Raw genomic sequence first — 17,484 nt, 5'->3', positions numbered from 1 at the left:
CGTGACGGGTGTACCGGTACCCGAAACCCCACCCCCCTCACGACCTCCCAAGGTCAAGACTTCCTCACCCCACCCACCCCACCGCCTCTCCCAGCCCCACCATCCCCCACCGAACCCCCACAACCCCCTCCCCTCACCCCCAACAACCCCCAATCCCCCGCACCGGAACACAAAGCTCGACCATCCGACCAACACACCACCTAGCCACCCCCACAGCCGCCACGAACCCGGCCCAGACATCACCTGCCCCGCCCACCCGCACACCGACAGCCGTCGCGTGTCCATGGGAACACGTGCTTCGGGCACTTGCCTTGCGCGCCCATCGAGTCTGGGCCGTGTCAGCCGAACGGCGTCCACGTCCGCAACCCTCAGGCCCGCGTAGGCGCCCGGTTCTTGTTATTTCATGCATTATGTGTGATGCTTTCCGCCGTGTGCCGCTGGTCACACTCCCCCCCGAATGGGAGGAAGGCGGAGACATGTCCGTCAAGACCGTGAAAGAACTCGCCGACGGCTGGCTCGAGGCGTTGAAGGACGTCGACAAGTTCTACGAACTGTGCTCGCCCGAGTGCAAGGTGTGGCACAGCAACGACGACAAGTGGGTGACCCTCAAGGAGGCCATCGACGCGGTGCACTCGCGCGGCGGCCTCCCGCCGTTCCGGAACTCCCGGTACACGCTGACCGACAAGGGCTTCTTCGCGCAGACGTCGGCGACCCTCGAGGGCACCAACGTGCACATCATCCAGATCGCCACGGTCGCCGACGGCAAGGTCGTCACCGCCGAGGAGTACATCGGCCCCGAGATCGACCTCGCTGTCTGACTCCCCGACCCGCGACACCGCCGCACCGGTGACCCGAACCCGGCGGCACGGAGCCCGTGCGGCGGCCCGCCCCCTTCGCGGCCGCCGCACGACCCGTCACCCCACAGCCCACAGCCCAGCAGCCCTACCCAAGGCTTCACATCGGGTGCTCGACCGCCTGGCCCCGCGACGTCACGTTCCGGCCTCGGCTGGGGCGTTCCGGGAGGTGGAGGGTGACGGTGGGAGGGCCGGTGGGTGAGGGGGTGACGTCGGCGGAGACGCGGTAGACGGTGGACAGTAGGGCGGGTGTGAGGGTCTCGGCGGGTGAGCCGAGTGACGTCAGGCGGCCGTGGTGGAGCACGGCCAGGCGGTCGCAGGTGGCGGCGGCCAGGTTGAGGTCGTGGAGGGCGATGAGGACGGTGACGTCCAGGTCGGCCAGAAGGCGGAACAGCGCCACCTGGTGATGCGGGTCGAGGTGGTTGGTCGGCTCGTCGAGGACGAGCAGCCGGGGTCGCTGGGCCAGCGCGCGGGCCACCTGGACGCGTTTGCGCTCCCCTCCTGAGAGCGTCGCCATACGACGCCGGGCCAGCGACGTCACGTCACAGCGTTCCATGGCTTCCCGGACGAGCCTGAGGTCGTCCCGTCCAAGCCGGCCCAGGGTGCCGAGGTAAGGCAGCCGCCCCAGGGAGACGACCTGTTCCACCGTCGTGTCGAGGTCGCCCGGGACGTCCTGCGTGACAGCCGCCACCATCCGCGCCACCAGGCGCGCAGGAGTACGCCACACGTCAGCGCCATCAACAAGGACGGCTCCCGACGACGGCCGGACGTGCCGGTAGACGCAGCGCAGAAGGCTGGACTTCCCGCTTCCGTTGGGGCCGAGCAGCCCGAGGGTCTCCCCTGGCGCGACGTCGAAGGAGATCCCGGACAGCCCGGCCGGGGCCCACGACACCGCGTCAAGCCTGACGGCGACGGGCTTCACGCGGTCTCCGCCCGGTCGGCGCGGCGCAGCAGCGCGAGGAAGAACGGCACGCCGATGAGGGCGGTGAGGACGCCGACGGGGATCTCGTCGGGGCGGCGGAGCGTCCGCGCGGCGACGTCCACCCACACCAGCAGCACCGCGCCCGCGAGCGCGCTCACCGGCAGCACGAGCCGGTTGTCGGCGCCGAGCGCCAGCCGGACGGCGTGCGGCACCATGAGCGCGACGAACCCGATGCCGCCGCTCACCGCCACGACGGCCCCGACGACGAGTGCGCATCCGACGACCATCCGACGCCGTAGGCCGTCGATTTCAAGGCCGAGGCTCGTGGCGCCCTCGTCGCCCAGGACGAGCGCGTTGAGCCGCGCGGCGTTGGCCCAGAACCACGCGGTGCCGCACAGCACCACAAGGATCGGGACGCCGATGTCGCGCCACTGGGTGCCGCCGAGCCCGCCCAGCGTCCAGAACATCGCGGAACGCACCTCTTTGTCGGGAGAAGTGAGCACAAGGTAGTGGGTGACGGCCTCGGTGAACGCGGCGACCGCGACCCCGGCCAGGATGAGCCGGGTCGGCGCGAGCCGTCCCGCGCCTCCGGCCAGCAGCAGCACCAGGGTGAACGCGCCGATCGCCCCGGCGAACGCCGCGAGCGGCAGCGAGAACACACCGAACGGGCTGAACCCCACGATGAGCACACAGACCGCACCGAACGACGCGCCGGAGGACGCACCGAGCAGATAAGGGTCGGCCAGAGGGTTGCGCAACACGGCCTGCGTCACCGCGCCGACGACAGCGAGGCCCGCGCCTACGGCGGCGCCCAGCAGCACCCTGGGCAGCCTCAGATCGAGCACGATGACGGCCTGCGGCCCTGACGGCCCCGCCTCCACAAGCCACGGAAGCCAGTGATGGCCGACGATGCGTGCAACGTCGGTGAAGGGGATCGATACAGGGCCGAGTCCTACGGCCGTCACCAGGGAGGCCGGGAGAGCAAGGACGAGGAGGGCGGGCAACGCGGGACGGCCCAAGAGCCGTCCCGCGCCACGAACCGTCAGGTTCACGCGCCGAACCCCGTGGCGAGCGTCCGCAGGGCTCGGGTGCCCCGCACGCCCGGCTGTGTGTCGTTGACGGGGATGACGACGAACCGGTTCTCCCGGACCGCCGTGACGTCCCTGAGCGGGCCGAACGAGCGCATGAAGGCGATGGCCGCGTCGGCGGGCTCGAACGCCTGGTCCTCCACCACGATCACGTCGGGGTTCCGCTTGACGACCTCCTCCCAGCTCACCTGCGTGTAGGAGGTGACCTCAGGGAAGATGTTCGAGCCGCCCGCGCGGGTGATGAGGTCGTCGATGAGAGCGCGGGACCCCGCTGTCGCGGGCTTGTCCTTGCCGCCCGCGTAGTCGAACACCTTGGGGGCGCCCGTAGCGGGCCGTACCGCTGCGATGTCTGCCTTGAGCTTCGCGACGAGGTCCGTCGCCGCCCCTTCGACGCCGAAGACCCGGCCGAGGTGGGTGAGGTCGGCGTACACGTCGTCCAGGTTCGCCTTGTGGCCGGGGCAGTTGGCCGACAGGAGGTAGGTGTTGACCCCTTCCCGCTGCAGAGCTTCCCGGTCGCCCATGGCCTTGGGCCCGTAGTCGTCCGGGTAGCCGCTGACGACGAAGTCGGGCCCGACCGAATAGACGACCTCCTTCGACGGCGGCGGGAACGCCTGCTCGGCGATCACCTTGACGCTGTCCAGGGCGGACGCGTACTCCGGCACGATGTCCTTGGCCGCCACGGTGCCCGCCAGGCGGTCCTTCAGGCCGAGCGCCAGGACGACCTCGGTAGCGACGGTGCTGGAGGTGACGACCTTCTCCGGTGTCCGGGTGAACGTGTAGGAGGCGCCGCAGTTCTCGACGGTGACGGGTGCCGTGGAGGCCGCGTCGGCCGTCTTGTCGCCTCCACCGCCGCAGGCGGCGAGGGCGAGGCACAGGGTCAGGGCGGAGGTGAAGACCGCCGTTCTGTTCACTGGGTTTCCTTCTCTCTTGCGATGACCGGCGCCGGAGGGTTCTCCGGCGGTGGCCGGTAGGGGGTCAGACATGCGGGAGCGGCAGGGTCTCCGTGGTCGCCGGGAGGGGTTCCGCGCCGTCGCCGAGGAACGGGAAGGCGGCGGGGGCGACCGAGCGCAGGCCGGGCACGAGGACCCTGGCGACGCGCGGGCCGGGCGGCCCCGGCGGGCTCAGATCGACGGTCAGGGCGGTGCGGCCGCGGGCGCGCAGGGCGGGGTCGAGCGCGATCGGTCCGGGCCGCCAGGAGCCGCGTGGGACGCCGCTGGCCAGGCGGGTGGCGACGGCCGCCGCCACCCGGGGGTCGGCGAGGAGCTGCAGGGTGCAGACGAGGTCGGTGGCGTCGGACAGGTCGGGCCGGTAGGAGTCGGCGTAGCGCCGGTCCGCGCGGACCGGGTGCAGCACCGCGTCCCACTCGGGCACGCCCGCGCGCACCGCGGCCAGCGCGTCGAGCGAGGCGAGCGCCTCGGCTGCCGCCTTGCGTCCGGCCACGCGCACCGGGTCGGGCGCCTCCGGTGCGAGCGCGCATCCGAGCACGACAGCGTCCCCGGCGTAAGCCGCGCACGCGACGACGGGCGCGCCCAGCAGGTTCGGCACCGCGTGCCACACCAGGCGCACCCCGGCTGGGCGCGGCACCGGCTGCTCCGGCAACTCCGGAAACCTCGCCCCCGCGTACCAGGCCGTCGCCAGGGCGTGCCGCTCCACCACCTCGGCAAGTGCTCCCGCCCGCGCGGCCGCGAACGTCTCCCCTGCCGCCAAGCCCGCCCCCACCGGTAGATGCGGCGCCCTTCCCTCACCGAGGGTTTCGGGAGCCCCGGCGGGGGGTTCGGCACGGTTCGTCTGGTCGGACGACAGGCGACGGTCCGTCCCGTTCTGCCCAATGCGCAGCGGGTTGGACGACTCGCCGGGAATGTGGCCTTGAGTGTGCGGGCCGGGGGCCGACCAGACGTCGACGTGGTTCGCACGATCGGGTGATCCAGGGCTGTCTGTCCGAGAGTGCCCAGTAGGCACATGACTGGGCGGTTCGCGGTGGTCGTGGGCATGGGGGCCAGGGGCTAGCCAGATGAGGGACGCGGGGACCCAGAAGGCGGTGCCTTGGTCGTCGTGGGCGAGGGTCCAGTGGCGGGCGGCGGAGGGGTCGAGGCCGGAGAAGGGGAATCCCGGGCGGGCGCGTTGGGCGGGGCGGTAGAGGGCGAGCGTGGTGACGTCCAGGGCGGAGGCGCCCAGCGCGGCGGCGGTGGCGAAGCGGAGGCGGGCGGGGTCCACGAGGTGGCCTGCGAGGCGTTCGACGGCCTCGCCCAGCGCGCGCTGGGCGGCCCGCGCGGGGGACGTCCAGGAGGCGCCGCCGACGACGGGGTTGCCCAGGGGCAGGGCGTAGGCGTCGGTGGCGGCGAGCGTCGCCGTCGCGGTGCGCAGGACGCCGTGGGACGTGCCGTGGTCCAGGCGGGTGACGACGCCGCAGCGCGCGTCGGGGGCGGTCACGTGTGCGGGAGCGGGACGAGGTTGAGCTCGTCGTCGCGGGTCGGGGCGGACCGTAGGCCGAGCCGCACGGGGTCGGTGCGGAGCCTCTCGCCGCCGAGGAAGGGGAACGCGGCGGGTGCGTTGGAGTAGGCGCCGGGGACGACGACCCTGCTTACGCTCACCCCGGCGGCCGCCACGTCGGGCGTGGTGACGTCGACCGCGTGCGCCGTAAGGCCGACGCGCGCGAGCCGCTCCAGGTAGGCGGTGTAGGGGTCGCCCTCGACGCGCGGGAGGTCGTCCAGGGCGATGACGCGGTCGTCGCCCGTGATGGGCGTCAGGTGCGGGCGGAGCCTTGGGTCGAGCCAGATCTGGCTGTGGCAGGACAGGTCCACGACGTCGCGGAAGTCGCCACGGTAGGAGTCGGTGTAACGGCGGTCGTGGCGGTGCGGATGGAAGAACTCGATAGGGATGGTGCCCTCCCTGGCCGACACCCACAGGTCGCCGTCCGGGTCGAGTAGGCCGAGCGCGTAACGCCGCAGCGTGACGGCCTCGGCCAGCGCCTTCAAGACGGCGTCGACGGGATCGGGCCGCGCGGCCACCCCGAAGACGGACAGCTTGTACTCGGGGTCGTCAAGGAGTACCCCGATGACGGCGACGTCGAAGACCGTCGGGAGGGCGACGACCCGATAGCGGCAGGGTGCCTCCACCCCGGTGGCCGTCGCCCAGCCGGGTCCGCGTCCGTCCGGGGTCAGGTACGGGGCGAGGCGTGGGTGCGCGACGTCCACGGGCCGCGCGGGTAGCCGGTTCGCCCACCAGACGACGGTGGCGTCCCGCTCGATCACCTCCTCCAGGGCGGCGGTGCGGGCGGCGCGGGCGTCGGGCCCGGCGGCGATCCCGGCGAGCATCACGAAGTTGGTGACGGGTTCGCCGGCGCGCGGCGGCTGGTGGTAGTTCAGGTAGACGAGCGAGGCGGGCACAAGGACGGGCTCGTCCTCCGGCAGCGTGACGCCGTGCGTCCAGAGCACCGATAGGTCGCGCTCGAAGGGGACGAACGGGGAGCCGGGCTCCGCGTACTGCTCGCGCGAGTACAGGGCGAGCCCTTCCGGATCGACGGCCCTGTACCCGGCTTCTACGAGTTCCCGGTACGTCGCCCGTCGCAGCCCTTCGGGGACGAAGTTGCCGCAGTACCTCTCTATCGCCTCCCCTACGGCGGACTTCTCAGCCCGATCGGGGTCGGCGAACGCGGTCCCGGTGGAGACCCGGTCGGCGGGCCACGGCAGGTGCGCGGCGAGGTCGCCGACATGGGTGCCGCAGACCGTAAGGCCGGGCGGCCACCACGGTTCGGGGTCGGCGGCGAAGAGCCTGGCGACGATACCGGTGCGCTCGTCTACGAGCAGTTCGGTGTTCACGGAAGGTCCTCCGGCTGGGGAAGCAGCAGCGGCTGCGGGACGAGGTCGAGCGCCACCGGCCGCGCGGGGGCGGCGTGGCGCGGCGGCCGGCCGACGGTGAGCTCGACGTGGAGCGCGTGCCCTTCCGGCAGCCGGACCGCCGTCGGCGCGGCCCGCAGCTCGACCCGCCCGCCGCCGGCCGGAACCCGCGCGACGGCGTCCGTGATCCGCGTTCGGACTCCGTCGGGCCGCGCGTGCACGAACGTCGCCACGAGCCCGACCTCCTCGGGCGCCCGCACCTCGACCCCGAGCCGCGCGGCCCCGTGCCAGCCGACCGGCCCGGCGAACTCGAGCCGCACCAGCCCCGGCCCCTCCCGCGCGGGCCCCAGATCGGCCGAGTGCCCCGCGGACGGCACCCGGGCCCCGGGCCCGCCCAGCAGCCGAAACACCGCCTCAGCCGCGACGTCGCGCGGCGACGGCCGCACAGCCGCCGCTCGCCTCCCGGACGCCGACGAGGGGAGGGGCGTCGCGGTGGCGTCCAACGGCATCGTTTGCGCGACGTCCTCTGGTGCTCGCCGCGGTGCGGGAGGCTGGAGGGGAGAGCGGGCCGTCCAGGCTTCGGGGAGGACGAGGCAGAGGGGTGGGGGTGGGAAGGGGGTGGCGTGGGCTTGGGCGAGGAGCCAGGTGTGCATGAGGTCGGTGGGGTCGGGGCCCTCGGGGAGGGTGAGGGCGCAGTCGGGGAGGAGGTGGTGGGTGAGAGGGGAGGCCCAGCCGCCCACGACGACGGTGGCGGCGTGGGCGAGGCGGGCGTGTCGGAGGGTCGTCGCGGCGGAGGCGCAGTACCAGCTGCCCAGGTGGAGGGTGGGGACGGAAGCGGCCTGGACGGCTCGGGCGGCCCGCTCTCGGGGCTCCGCCCAGGTGTCGCGCGTGGGCGGCCAGGGGCCGAGGGGGACGGGCCAGCGGTCGCCGAAGCCGGGGGACGCCAGGGCGTCGGCGAGGCCGGGGGCGAGCGCGGTGACGGCGTCGTAAAGGCCGGGACGGACGGTGTCGCCCGTGCCCAGGTCGGTGCGCCACCAGAGTTCGTCGTCGAGGGCGGGCGCGTCCTCGGACGGCCAGGGCTGCCTGGACGCGACGCCCACGACGGCCGGATGCGGAGCCGCGCACCAGGCCGTGTACGCCTCGTAGGCGGTGCCGGCGAGCAGCACCCGTCCGTCGGACCACTCCTGCGCGGTGACCCAGTCGAGCGTCGCCGTCCCGTCCGGTGCCTCGTCGGCGCCGGGCCGGAACGTCCCGCCGGAGCGGTGCCGGCCACGAACGTCCTGGACGAGCACCGCGAGACCGGCCTCAGCAAGGGCGACCGCCTCCGGCCACAGCCCTGGCGTCCCGTACGGCGTGCGTGCCACGACGCACGCGGAGGCGTCCGCCTCCGGTAGGAACAGGTCGCCGATGAGGACGGTGCCGTCCGCGACGGCCAAGGGAAGCTCCGGAAGCACGCGCGCGCTCACGCCGGGACCTCCCGCATCAACCCGACCGGGACAGGTAGGACGGGATGCCTACGCACGACGCCCTCGGTGAGGTCGATACCGACCTGGACATTCCGCCCAGGAGGGACACGTCCGGCGCGCAGGGCGACGAGGTCGGCGACGACGAACGCCGCGGCGGCCACCGCGCCCGGCGCACCGACCGGATCCGGCTCGGGCCGCCCGCCGTCGTCAAGCCACCGCCAGTAGGCCGCCAACTGCTCCGGCCACGGGCTGGCCGCCAGGCGCCGCACCCGCACGTCCCCGTACCCGGCGTCACCCTCCCCCGTCCAGAACGGCCCGACGTACCACCGCCGCCCCTCGCCGTACACCCGATGCCAGGCCACCCCCGCCCGGACGACCTCCTCCTCAACCGCCGCCCACCGCCGATCCGGCAACCACTCCGCAACCGACACCACCGCCCAAACCCCCTCCCCCACCGACGCACTCTCATCCCCCCGAACCACCCGAAACCCCACCCCCTCCAACAACCCCACAAGCCACTCCACAACCGCTCCTTCCCCCACCACCCCCACCACTCCGCCCGTCTCCGCCCCAACCCCCACCAACACCCCTTCGCCCTCAAGCGCCTCCAACACCTCCTCCTCCACCCACCCCAACCCCGCCACCTCAGCACCGTCACCTGCCTTCGACGCACGCAGGCGCAGACGCTCCCCCGCACCAGCAGGCCCTTCACAAGCCATGCCGCTCGTGCCCACAACACCCTCCGACGCGCGGGAGTCCGGGTGCCCACCGACGGTCGAAGACCCACCAGAACCCACGTCAGACGCGCCTTCACCGGCTTCCGGCACGCGGAGATCCGAGCGCCCACCCGAGGCGGAGAACTCGTCAGGAGCTGCGTCGGACGCGCTTTCACCGGCCTCAGGCGCGCGCGGGTGCGGGCGCTCGCCTGTGGTGGTGGGCTCGGTGAAAGCGATGTCGGTCGCGCCTTCGGCGGCTTCGGGTGCGCCGAGGTCCGAGCGCGCACCGGTGGCAGGCTCGGCAAGAGCCGCGTCGGGCGTGCCTTCGACGGCCTCCGGTGCGCCTAGGTCCGGCTGCTGGCCTGCGCTGAAGGGCTCGCCAGAAGCTACGTCGGCCGTGCCTTCGACGGTCTCGGGCGCATGTGGGTGTTCGTCGGAGGTGGAGGGTTCGTTGGGGGTGAGGGTGAGGAACTCCTCGGTGGGGGTGTGGATGAGCCAGGACGGGGTGGCGGGGATGACTGAGGTGCCGGGGGCCCAGCGGGGGGCGGAGGGCATGGGGACTCCTTGGTGAGGGGCCGGGGGCGGCGTGGGAGCCGCGCCCGGCCCCGTTGGGGGGTGACGGGGTTAGCGCCAGGCGATGGCGGAGGAGCGCGCCGTGGCGTGGTTGGACGAGTGGACCTGGCCGCGGCTCTTCGCGACCGCCAGCTTCGTGACCTTCACCTTGTTCACCTCCTTCCGGGACGAGTAGGCGGACAGGGGACGTCAGCGCGGAGGCACGGCAAAGCCCGACAACTTCGCAGAAGCGGGCCTTTCCGGCATCTCCGGCGCGACCCTCGTATCAAAACGAAAATGAAAATGGTTGTCAATGTCGCTAGAGTGCTGAGCCATGGTGACCGCCTCGCCCGCCCCCGGGCTGCTCCCCCTGCTGTCGGCCAACCGCGACTTCCGGCTCCTGTGGCTCGGCAACCTCGTCAGCGTGTGCGGCGGCTGGTTCAGCGCCGTCGCCGTGTTCGCGATGGTCTACGCGCACAGCGGCGGCGCCCTCGCCGCGGGCGCGACGCTCGCGCTGCGCTACCTGCCCGGCCTGCTCGTCGGCCCGTGGGGCGGCGTGCTCGCCGACCGGGCCGACCGGCGCCTTGTCATGCTGGTCTGCGACGGCCTGTTGGCCGCGCTCGCGCTTACGTTCCTCCTAGCGGACAGCCGGGCCTCCCTCTGGCTCGTCTACCCGCTCACATTCGCCTCCGCGGCCGTCGGATACGTGTTCCAGGCGGCGCGCTCGGCCTGGATGCCATCACTCGTCCGTGACGACGAGTACGTCCTGTATTCGGCCGCCGTGCAGGTCAACGGGATGGTGTTCCAGGCGGTCGGGGGGCTGGCGGGCGCGGCCGTCATCGGGCTCGTGGGGTGGCGGTGGGCTTTCGTCGTCAACGCCGCCTCGTTCGTGCTCTCGCTGGTGCTGACGGCGCGCGTCACGGCGGGCAGTAGGCGGGGCGGTGGTACGACCCGCACGCCTTGGCTCGCGTCGCTCCGCGAGGGGCTGCGCGTGGCGGCGCGCACCCGGCTCATCGCCGCGCTGCTCTGCCTGGAGGCCGCGTTCTGCCTGGGCCTCGGCGGCACCATCACCGTCATGACGCACCTCGCGCTCCGCGTCCACGACCTGGGCGACGGAGGTACCGGGTGGTTCTACGCCGTGCAGGGCGTGGTCGGCGCGCTGGTGCTGTTGACGTGTTCGGGGCGGCTGCAACGCGCCTCGCCCCACGTCCGGCTTCGGGTGGTCGGCCTCTCGTGCCTGCTGGAGGGCCTGTTCACTATCCCGCTCGGGTTGCCGTCCCTACCGGCCGTGACGTTGCTGCTGTGGGGTGCGGCCGCCGCCTCCGACGTCGTGTACGGGCCGACCGCCATGGGCGCGCTGCTGTCCGCGACGCCCGACGCGCTGCGCGGGCGCGTGACGTCGCTGTGGAGCGCCGTCGCCACCGCGAGCCTCGCCGCCTCCGCCGCCGCGGCGGGCGCACTCCTGGACGTGCTCGGCCCCCGCCTGCTCCCCGCGCTCCTGGGCACCCTGATGGCCGTCTCCGGCGTCGCCTGGCTCGCCCTGTTCCCCCGCGACGACGGCACGGCGAAAGCCGGTCGATAGGGCGACCATGAGTGTTCATTCGGATGCGAGGAGCGACCTCATGCAGATTGATCTGGCCGGTGCGACGGCGCTGGCGACGGGATCAACGCAAGGGCTCGGGCGGGCGATCGCGGACGCGGACGGGCGGGTCGCCGTCGCGACGCGGGAGCACCGGGCCGGACGGCGACGCGCGGCGCGCGTTCGAACAGGTTGGCGAATTTTTCGGCGATGCGAGTTTGCGGGCGGCGCGGGCCGGGGATTTCTCGTCGCGGCGGACGATGGGCGTCCGGCGGCGGGCCCTCAGGTGAGGGCGGTGAGTTTGCGGGTGAGGATGTGGCGTTCATGACCGGTAGGACACAGCTTCAAAGCACGGGTGAGTTCGGCGCGGGCCTCCTCGGTACGGCCGAGCCGGATGAGCAGCTCGGCGCGGACGGCGGGCAGCAGATGCGAGTGCGGCAACGCCTCAGCGGCCACCAGAGCGTCCACCAGGGGCAGGGCCGCGCGGGGCCCCTCGGCCATGGAGACGGCGACCGCGCGGTTGAGGTCGATGACGGGCGAGGGCGCGAGCCTGCCCAGCGCCTCGTAGATGAGCACGATGCGCCGCCAGTCCGTCTCCCCCACCGAGGGCGCGACGGCGTGGCACTCGGCTATCGCGGCCTGCAACCCGTACGCGCCCAAACCGCGCCCCGCCCGTTCGGCACGGGCCAGCGCGGCACGGCCCCGCCGGATGGCGGCGTGGTCCCAGCGGCTGCGGTCCTGGTCCTCCAGGAGGACGGGCGCGCCGTCGGGGGCGGTGCGCGCGGGGAAGCGGGCGGCGGTCAGCTCCAGCAGCGCGAGCAGCCCGTGCACCTCGGGCTCGTCCGGCACCAGCCGGGAGAGCACGCGGGCGAGCCGCTGCGCCTCGCCCGCGAGGTCGAGACGGATCGGGGTGTCCCCCGAGCTCGCGGACGCCCCCTCGGTGAAGATCAGATAGATCACGTTGAGCACGGAGCCGAGCCGTTCGGCACGCTCCCCCGCGGCCGGAACCCGGAACGGCACACGGGCCGCGCCAAGCGTCTTCTTCGCGCGGGTGATGCGGGCCTGCACCGTCGCGGTCGGGGTGAGGAACGCCTGGGCGATCTCGTCACTGGTGAGGCCGCCGACGACGCGCAAGGTGAGCGCCACCCGAGACTCGCGCGAGAGCACCGGATGGCAGGCGGTGAACATCAGCGCGAGCACGTCGTCGTCGATCTGGTCGGGATCCCACAGGACGTCGTCGGCGGCGCCCGAAGGGTCGGCGGGCGGGCTGCCGGAGACGGCGCCGCCCTCGCCCAGGTCGCGGGCGAGAGCGGCGTACCGGTCGTCGAGGGCGGAGCGGCGGCGGAACGCGTCGATCGCGCGGCGGCGGCCGACGGTGAGCAGCCAGCCCGCCGGGTTGCGGGGCACGCCGTCACGCGGCCACGTCACCAGCGCCTCCGCGACGGCCTCCTGCGCGAGGTCCTCAGCCAGCGCGAAGTCGCCGGTGTAGCGGGCGAGCGCGCCGACGATCCGCGCCGACTCGATCCGCCACACCGCCGCGACCGCCTCCCGGCGGCCCGTCGGGTCCGCCATGCGTCCGCGCCCCGCTCAGAGCTGGCCGGTGGCCTCGCGCCACGCACGCTCGCGCTTGATCCACTCGTTGTCCTGCGGGAACTCGTCGATGGTGCTGACACGGCGGATCTCGGTCTTGAATCCCTTGCCCCGGACGGGCGACCTCTTCGCCCACTCGATCGCCTCCTCCTTGGAGGTGACGTTGAGGATGTAGAAGCCGCCGAACAGCTCCTTGGTCTCCCCGTACGGGCCGTCCGTGACGATCGGCGGGTCGGCGGAGTAGTCGACGACGACACCCTCCTCGGCGTCGTGCAGCCCCTCGGCGGCGAGCAGGACACCGGCCCTGATCAGCTCGTCGTTGTACCGCCCCATGGTCTCGATCATCTCGGTGAAGTCCACCTCGCCGAACTGCTCGTACGCCTCGTCGGTCGCCCGCATGATCAGCATGTACTTCATCTCTCGTCCTCCAGGTCTCAGGGCCCCTTCCGGACCCTCTCACCCCTAGGTCGAACGCCCACACCCCAAAATCGACACGGCCCCAGAACTTTTTCCTCCCCGCCTCCCACACCCCCCCCGATCCGACGACCCGAGCCCCACCTCTCCAGCGAAAACACCCTGCCCAGCGCGCTGTGATCACCGCCTCCGTGTCACGACATCACGGACACAGAGCCCACCACGGCACACGTCACCAGAGCCGCCTAGGTGGAGCGACGAACACCGCTCCCGTGTCACGACGCCACGGACGCGGAGCCCGCCACCACGGTGCTCAGCCCGGCGGCACACGTCGCCGGAACCGCCCAGGTGGAGCGACGAACGCCGACTCCCGTCTCACAGCATCACGAAGCCAGAACCCACCACCACGGTGTCCAGCCCGGCGGCACACGCCACCGAACCCGCGAGGTGAGAGCGATGAACACCGAACCCCGTGTCATGACGCCGCGAAGCAGGGCCCAGCGCCGTGCTCAGCCCGGCGGCACACGTCGCCGGAACCGCCCAGGTGGGAGCGGTGAACACCGACTCCCGTCTCACAGCATCACGAAGCCAGAACCCACCACCACGGTGTCCAGCCCGGCGGCACACGTCACCGAACCCGCGAGGTGGGAGCGGTGATCATCGGTTCCGCGTCATGACGTCGCGAAGCAGGGCCCAGCGCCGTGCTCAGCCCGGCAGGACACGTCGCCGGAACCGCCTGGGTGGGAGTGGTGAGCGCCGGTTCCTGTGTCGCGGTGTTACGGGCGGGGCGCAGCACCATGGTTCTCGGCTGGGAGCCGCGTGTCAGCGGACCCGTTTTGGTGGGAGGGGAGTGAAGACGTGGAGGTCGAGTGTCGCGGGGATCGGGGCGACTCCGGGGCCGCCCGCGTTGATCCAGGCGACGATGTCCTCGGTCGCGTCGGCGCGGTTCACGAGGCCGAGCCAGACGGGTCTGGCCCCGGCCGCGCGCCCCTCGCTCGACGGCCGGACCACGATGACGTTCGCGTACTCGCACACGTCGAGGCAGTCCGCGACGGTGACGGGCGTGTGCTCCCGGAGGCGGGCGAGTTGCGCGTCGTGGTCCACGCCGGCGATCTTCGGGCTGCCGCAGCAGCAGTCTCGGCACACCGCGACCCGGCACGGCACCGCACGGGCACGCTCCATCGGCACATCATGACACAACCCAAGATTCCGGACGCGGCGCGCGGGCCGCCGCTGCCAGCGGAAACACCGGGCACGGCCGCGCCCGGCCGGAGGAGTACACAGCGCGTCAGCCCGGAGAACGACTCTGGGAGTCAGGAAGGTGGATTAAGGTGAATCGGTGCCGCCGAAAGATCCTTCGGACAGCGCGTCGCCGATCCGGCGCAGGCGCTCCGGGCAGCTCGAAGCCCACATCATCACCGTCCTCGTCGACACCGACCGGGCCATGACCCCGGGCGAGGTCCTCGACGCCCTCGGTGCGACGTCGAACCTCTCCTACAGCTCGGTCGTGACGACCCTGACCCGGCTCCACCAGAAGGGCGCCGTCGTCCGAAGACGCCACGGCCGCGCCTTCCGCTACCGGGCGATCGCCGACGCGCCCAGCCTGACCGCCGAACGGATGAGCAAACTCCTCACCGACGAGGCCGACCGCACCTCAGTCCTCCGCCGCTTCATCGGCTCCCTGGACTCCCAGGACGAACAAACCCTCCGCCGCCTACTCCAAGAAGCCGAAGACTAACCAACCCAGAGGCGGCAAACCGCCCGACACCGCCCACTCCCGCAGCCCAAGAACCCCAGCGCGGAGCGCAGCCCAACCAACGACAACCACCCCACAAGCCAAGCCCCACAAAGCGGGAACCGACCGGCCCCAGTCGCCCCACGCCACAAGAACAGCGGCGCGACGACTGACCTACGGCACCGAGCGGCCAACAGCTCCACAAAGCCCAGACCGACCCACGCCCGCCCGCTCCACAAGGCGCGGACTACCGAACCAGACCTGACCCGCGCCCCAAAATCGACACGGCCCCAGAATTCTTCCCCGCCCCGGAACCCCCCGACCTGACGGCCGTGCCCCGCCTCTCCAGCGAAGACACCCCGCCCGGCGCGCTGTGATCACCGGCTCCGTGTCACGACGTCACGGACGCAGAGCCCACCACCACAACGCCCAACCCAACGGCACGGTGGCTGTTCCGCGGTGCGAGGGCTGCGGCCGAGCTGCCCATGACCAGCGCGGACGCTCAGCAAGGCCGGAACCGCCGGTAGGGACCAATCGGCGACGCCCACCGCGATGCGTCCAGACAGAGACGCGCCGCGCCCGCGTGCGCCGCTAGCGCGTCCGGCTGACAGCGGCACTCCGAACCGACGCTCGAACCGACACACCGGACCAACACCGCAGCCACCGCAACGTGCCGACACCGCCGATCACGGAGCGAGCGGCGACGGCCCCTCCGAGGGCACGGGCCTGACCGGGACGGCTGTTCCCGCGAGGCACGGAACGAGCGGCGACGGCCGCTCCGAGGGCACGGGCCTGACCGGGACGGCTGTTCCCGCGAGGCGGGGACCGCGGGTAGGAACCGGCTTGCGACGCCCCGACGGGGCCGGACACAGACGTGTCGCGCCTTCTCGCCGTCCACGCGTCCGGACAGCGGGGATGCGCTGTGGGGATGGGGACTGGCTGGGCGGCGTGCGCGTGGGTCGGCAACGGTTGACTGGCGGACGTGGGCTTGGCTGGGGCGGCGTTGGCGCAGGCTTGGCTGGGGTCGGGGCGGAGATGGCTGGGGTGGCGTTAGCTGGGGTCAGGGGTGGGGATAGCCGGGGTGGCGTTGGCTGGGGTGGCGTTAGCTGGGGTCAGGGGTGGGGATGGCCGGGGATGGGGTGGGGATGGGCCGGTGGGGTAAGGCCGGGTGGGAATGAGCCGGATGGGATTGGCCGGGGGCAGGTGGATGGGGCGGGGGCGGATGGGATGGGGCGGGGGCGGGTGGGGTCAACGATTGGGTAACGGGTGGGGGCTTGGCTGGGGGTGGCGTTTGGGTGGGGGTGGGGCTTTGAGATGGGGGGTGGATTGGAGTTTGGGGCGTTGGTGAGGGGTGCGGTCGGGGGGCTGGGCGGGGGGGCGGGGTGGGGGTGGTTTTGGGGCTTGGGGTGGGGTGAGCTGGGGTTTGGGGGGTGGGGTGGGTTCTGGTGGGAGCGGCGGTGGCATCGTTGGGTGGGGGCTGGGGGTTTGGGGGGCGGGGGTTAGAGGGGGCGGGCTGGTTGGGGTGGCTTGGGGCGGGGTGTGGTGGGGTGGGTGCGGTGGGTAGTGGGAGGTAAGGCAAGGCTATGCTAACTTCTAAATGCTGTAGAAGTAGCCGGGACCCCCGAACCCCCTTGCACCAAGGAGCACACCTTTGCGTTCCCCCCGCAGAACCCTCGCGGTCGCCGCGAGTCTCGTCATGTTGTTCGGCGTCACGCTCACCGCTTGTGGCGGCGAGGACGACACCTCGGCCGAGAAGACGATCACCGTCTACAGCGGCCGTAGCGAGGACCTCGTCAAGCCGATCCTCGACAAGTTCAGCGCCGACACCGGCATCAAGATCGACGCGCGGTACGGCAACACCGCGGCCACCGCGACCCAGCTTCTTGAGGAAGGCGACAAGTCCCCGGCCGACGTCTTCTTCTCCCAGGACGCGGGCGCGCTCGGCGCCGTCGCCAAGAAGGGCCTGTTCGCCGTGCTGCCCGGCGAGGTCACCGCCAAGGTGCCCGAGACGTACCGGGCGAAGTCCGGCGAGTGGGTCGGCGTCACCGCGCGTGCCCGCGTGCTCGTCTACAACGCGGACAAGGTCAAGGAAGGCGACCTTCCCAAGTCCGTCTTCGACCTGACGAAGCCGGAATGGAAGGGCAAGGTAGGCGTCGCCCCCACCAACGCCTCGTTCCAGGCGTTCGTCACCGCGATCACCGTCCAGCACGGCGAGGCCAAGGCCAAGGAGTTCCTGGCCGGGCTCAAGGCCAACGACCCGCAGGTCCGCGACGGCAACGGCGCGATCCTCGAGGAGGTGGACGCGGGCACGCTCCCCGTCGGCCTCATCAACCACTACTACCTCGGTGAGCTCGCCAAGGAGCGCGGCACCACCCCGGACGCGCTGAAGGCCAAGCTGCACTTCTTCGAGGGCGGCGACACCGGCGCCCTCGTCAACGTGGCGGGCGTCGGCATCCTGAAGAAGGCGGCCGACAACGCCGACGCGCGCGCCCTCGTCGACTACCTGCTCAGCCCCGAGGTCCAGGCGCTGTTCGCGACCGAGACGTCCGAGTACCCGGTCGTCACCGGCATCGCGGGCCCGACGTACGTCCCGGCGCTGGACGCCCTCGACGTCCCGGCCGTGGACCTCAACGACCTCGACCAGCTTGAGGCGACCATCGCCCTCATCAAGGACTCGGGGCTCGTCCCCTGATCACCACGGTCCGTCCCGGGGGGCGCGCACGGTTCCGCCG

At 72.4% G+C, this 17,484-nt stretch carries 15 protein-coding genes; 5 read left to right on the top strand and 10 right to left on the bottom strand.

What is annotated here, in order from left to right:
• Positions 1-476 precede the first annotated feature (476 nt).
• Positions 477-818: a hypothetical protein gene (locus tag LO762_RS30620; protein WP_230619726.1), complete on the top strand. Its 342-nt coding sequence runs from the start codon at positions 477-479 to the stop codon at positions 816-818.
• A 136-nt stretch (positions 819-954) separates the two neighbouring features.
• On the opposite strand, the gene LO762_RS30615 is transcribed toward LO762_RS30620, so the two are convergent.
• The 7 genes from LO762_RS30615 to LO762_RS30585 form a co-directional block, all read right to left on the bottom strand.
• On the bottom strand, positions 955-1,776 hold the full coding sequence (locus LO762_RS30615) for an ABC transporter ATP-binding protein (RefSeq protein WP_230619725.1): 822 nt from the start codon (positions 1,774-1,776) through the stop codon (positions 955-957).
• Positions 1,773-2,828 (bottom strand): iron ABC transporter permease, encoded by a 1,056-nt coding sequence (locus tag LO762_RS30610; RefSeq protein ID WP_230619724.1) that lies wholly within the window; start codon positions 2,826-2,828, stop codon positions 1,773-1,775. Before LO762_RS30610 ends, LO762_RS30615 begins: the two co-directional genes overlap by 4 nt.
• Positions 2,825-3,775, bottom strand: a complete 951-nt coding sequence (locus tag LO762_RS30605) for an ABC transporter substrate-binding protein (protein ID WP_230619723.1) — start codon at positions 3,773-3,775, stop codon at positions 2,825-2,827. The genes LO762_RS30610 and LO762_RS30605 overlap by 4 nt, the downstream gene beginning before the upstream one ends.
• A gap of 64 nt (positions 3,776-3,839) precedes the next feature.
• On the bottom strand, positions 3,840-5,294 hold the full coding sequence (locus LO762_RS30600) for a YcaO-like family protein (protein ID WP_230619722.1): 1,455 nt from the start codon (positions 5,292-5,294) through the stop codon (positions 3,840-3,842).
• Positions 5,291-6,682 carry a YcaO-like family protein gene (locus LO762_RS30595; RefSeq protein ID WP_230619721.1) on the bottom strand — a complete coding sequence of 464 codons (1,392 nt, stop codon included), beginning with the start codon at positions 6,680-6,682 and terminating at the stop codon, positions 5,291-5,293. Before LO762_RS30595 ends, LO762_RS30600 begins: the two co-directional genes overlap by 4 nt.
• Positions 6,679-8,166 carry a CocE/NonD family hydrolase gene (locus LO762_RS30590; protein ID WP_230619720.1) on the bottom strand — a complete coding sequence of 496 codons (1,488 nt, stop codon included), beginning with the start codon at positions 8,164-8,166 and terminating at the stop codon, positions 6,679-6,681. The genes LO762_RS30595 and LO762_RS30590 overlap by 4 nt, the downstream gene beginning before the upstream one ends.
• Positions 8,163-8,579: a hypothetical protein gene (locus LO762_RS30585; RefSeq protein ID WP_230619719.1), complete on the bottom strand. Its 417-nt coding sequence runs from the start codon at positions 8,577-8,579 to the stop codon at positions 8,163-8,165. The genes LO762_RS30590 and LO762_RS30585 overlap by 4 nt, the downstream gene beginning before the upstream one ends.
• Before the next feature lie 348 nt (positions 8,580-8,927).
• Between LO762_RS30585 and LO762_RS30580 the strand changes: the two genes are divergently transcribed.
• Positions 8,928-9,230, top strand: coding sequence for a hypothetical protein (locus LO762_RS30580; RefSeq protein ID WP_230619718.1), 303 nt, complete (start codon positions 8,928-8,930; stop codon positions 9,228-9,230).
• A 538-nt stretch (positions 9,231-9,768) separates the two neighbouring features.
• Positions 9,769-11,016 (top strand): MFS transporter, encoded by a 1,248-nt coding sequence (locus LO762_RS30575; RefSeq protein WP_230619717.1) that lies wholly within the window; start codon positions 9,769-9,771, stop codon positions 11,014-11,016.
• Between the two features lie 279 nt (positions 11,017-11,295).
• Here LO762_RS30575 and LO762_RS30570 read toward each other — a convergent pair whose 3' ends face one another.
• From LO762_RS30570 to LO762_RS30560, 3 genes are all read right to left on the bottom strand, one after another.
• Complete coding sequence (locus LO762_RS30570) at positions 11,296-12,585, bottom strand: RNA polymerase sigma factor (RefSeq protein WP_230619716.1); 1,290 nt, start codon at positions 12,583-12,585, stop codon at positions 11,296-11,298.
• A 15-nt stretch (positions 12,586-12,600) separates the two neighbouring features.
• Positions 12,601-13,020: a YciI family protein gene (locus LO762_RS30565; RefSeq protein WP_230619715.1), complete on the bottom strand. Its 420-nt coding sequence runs from the start codon at positions 13,018-13,020 to the stop codon at positions 12,601-12,603.
• Between the two features lie 819 nt (positions 13,021-13,839).
• Positions 13,840-14,199, bottom strand: coding sequence for a hypothetical protein (locus LO762_RS30560; RefSeq protein WP_230619714.1), 360 nt, complete (start codon positions 14,197-14,199; stop codon positions 13,840-13,842).
• Between the two features lie 157 nt (positions 14,200-14,356).
• Here LO762_RS30560 and LO762_RS30555 point away from each other — a divergent pair, with 157 nt between their 5' ends.
• Positions 14,357-14,755, top strand: a complete 399-nt coding sequence (locus LO762_RS30555) for a BlaI/MecI/CopY family transcriptional regulator (protein WP_230619713.1) — start codon at positions 14,357-14,359, stop codon at positions 14,753-14,755.
• A 1,648-nt stretch (positions 14,756-16,403) separates the two neighbouring features.
• Positions 16,404-17,444, top strand: a complete 1,041-nt coding sequence (locus LO762_RS30550; RefSeq protein WP_230619712.1) for an iron ABC transporter substrate-binding protein — start codon at positions 16,404-16,406, stop codon at positions 17,442-17,444.
• Positions 17,445-17,484: the final 40 nt, after the last annotated feature.

This window comes from Actinocorallia sp. API 0066 (assembly GCF_020991275.1).
In the GTDB taxonomy this organism is placed as follows: domain Bacteria; phylum Actinomycetota; class Actinomycetes; order Streptosporangiales; family Streptosporangiaceae; genus Actinocorallia.
This window is presented reverse-complemented; position numbering and strand designations above follow the sequence as displayed.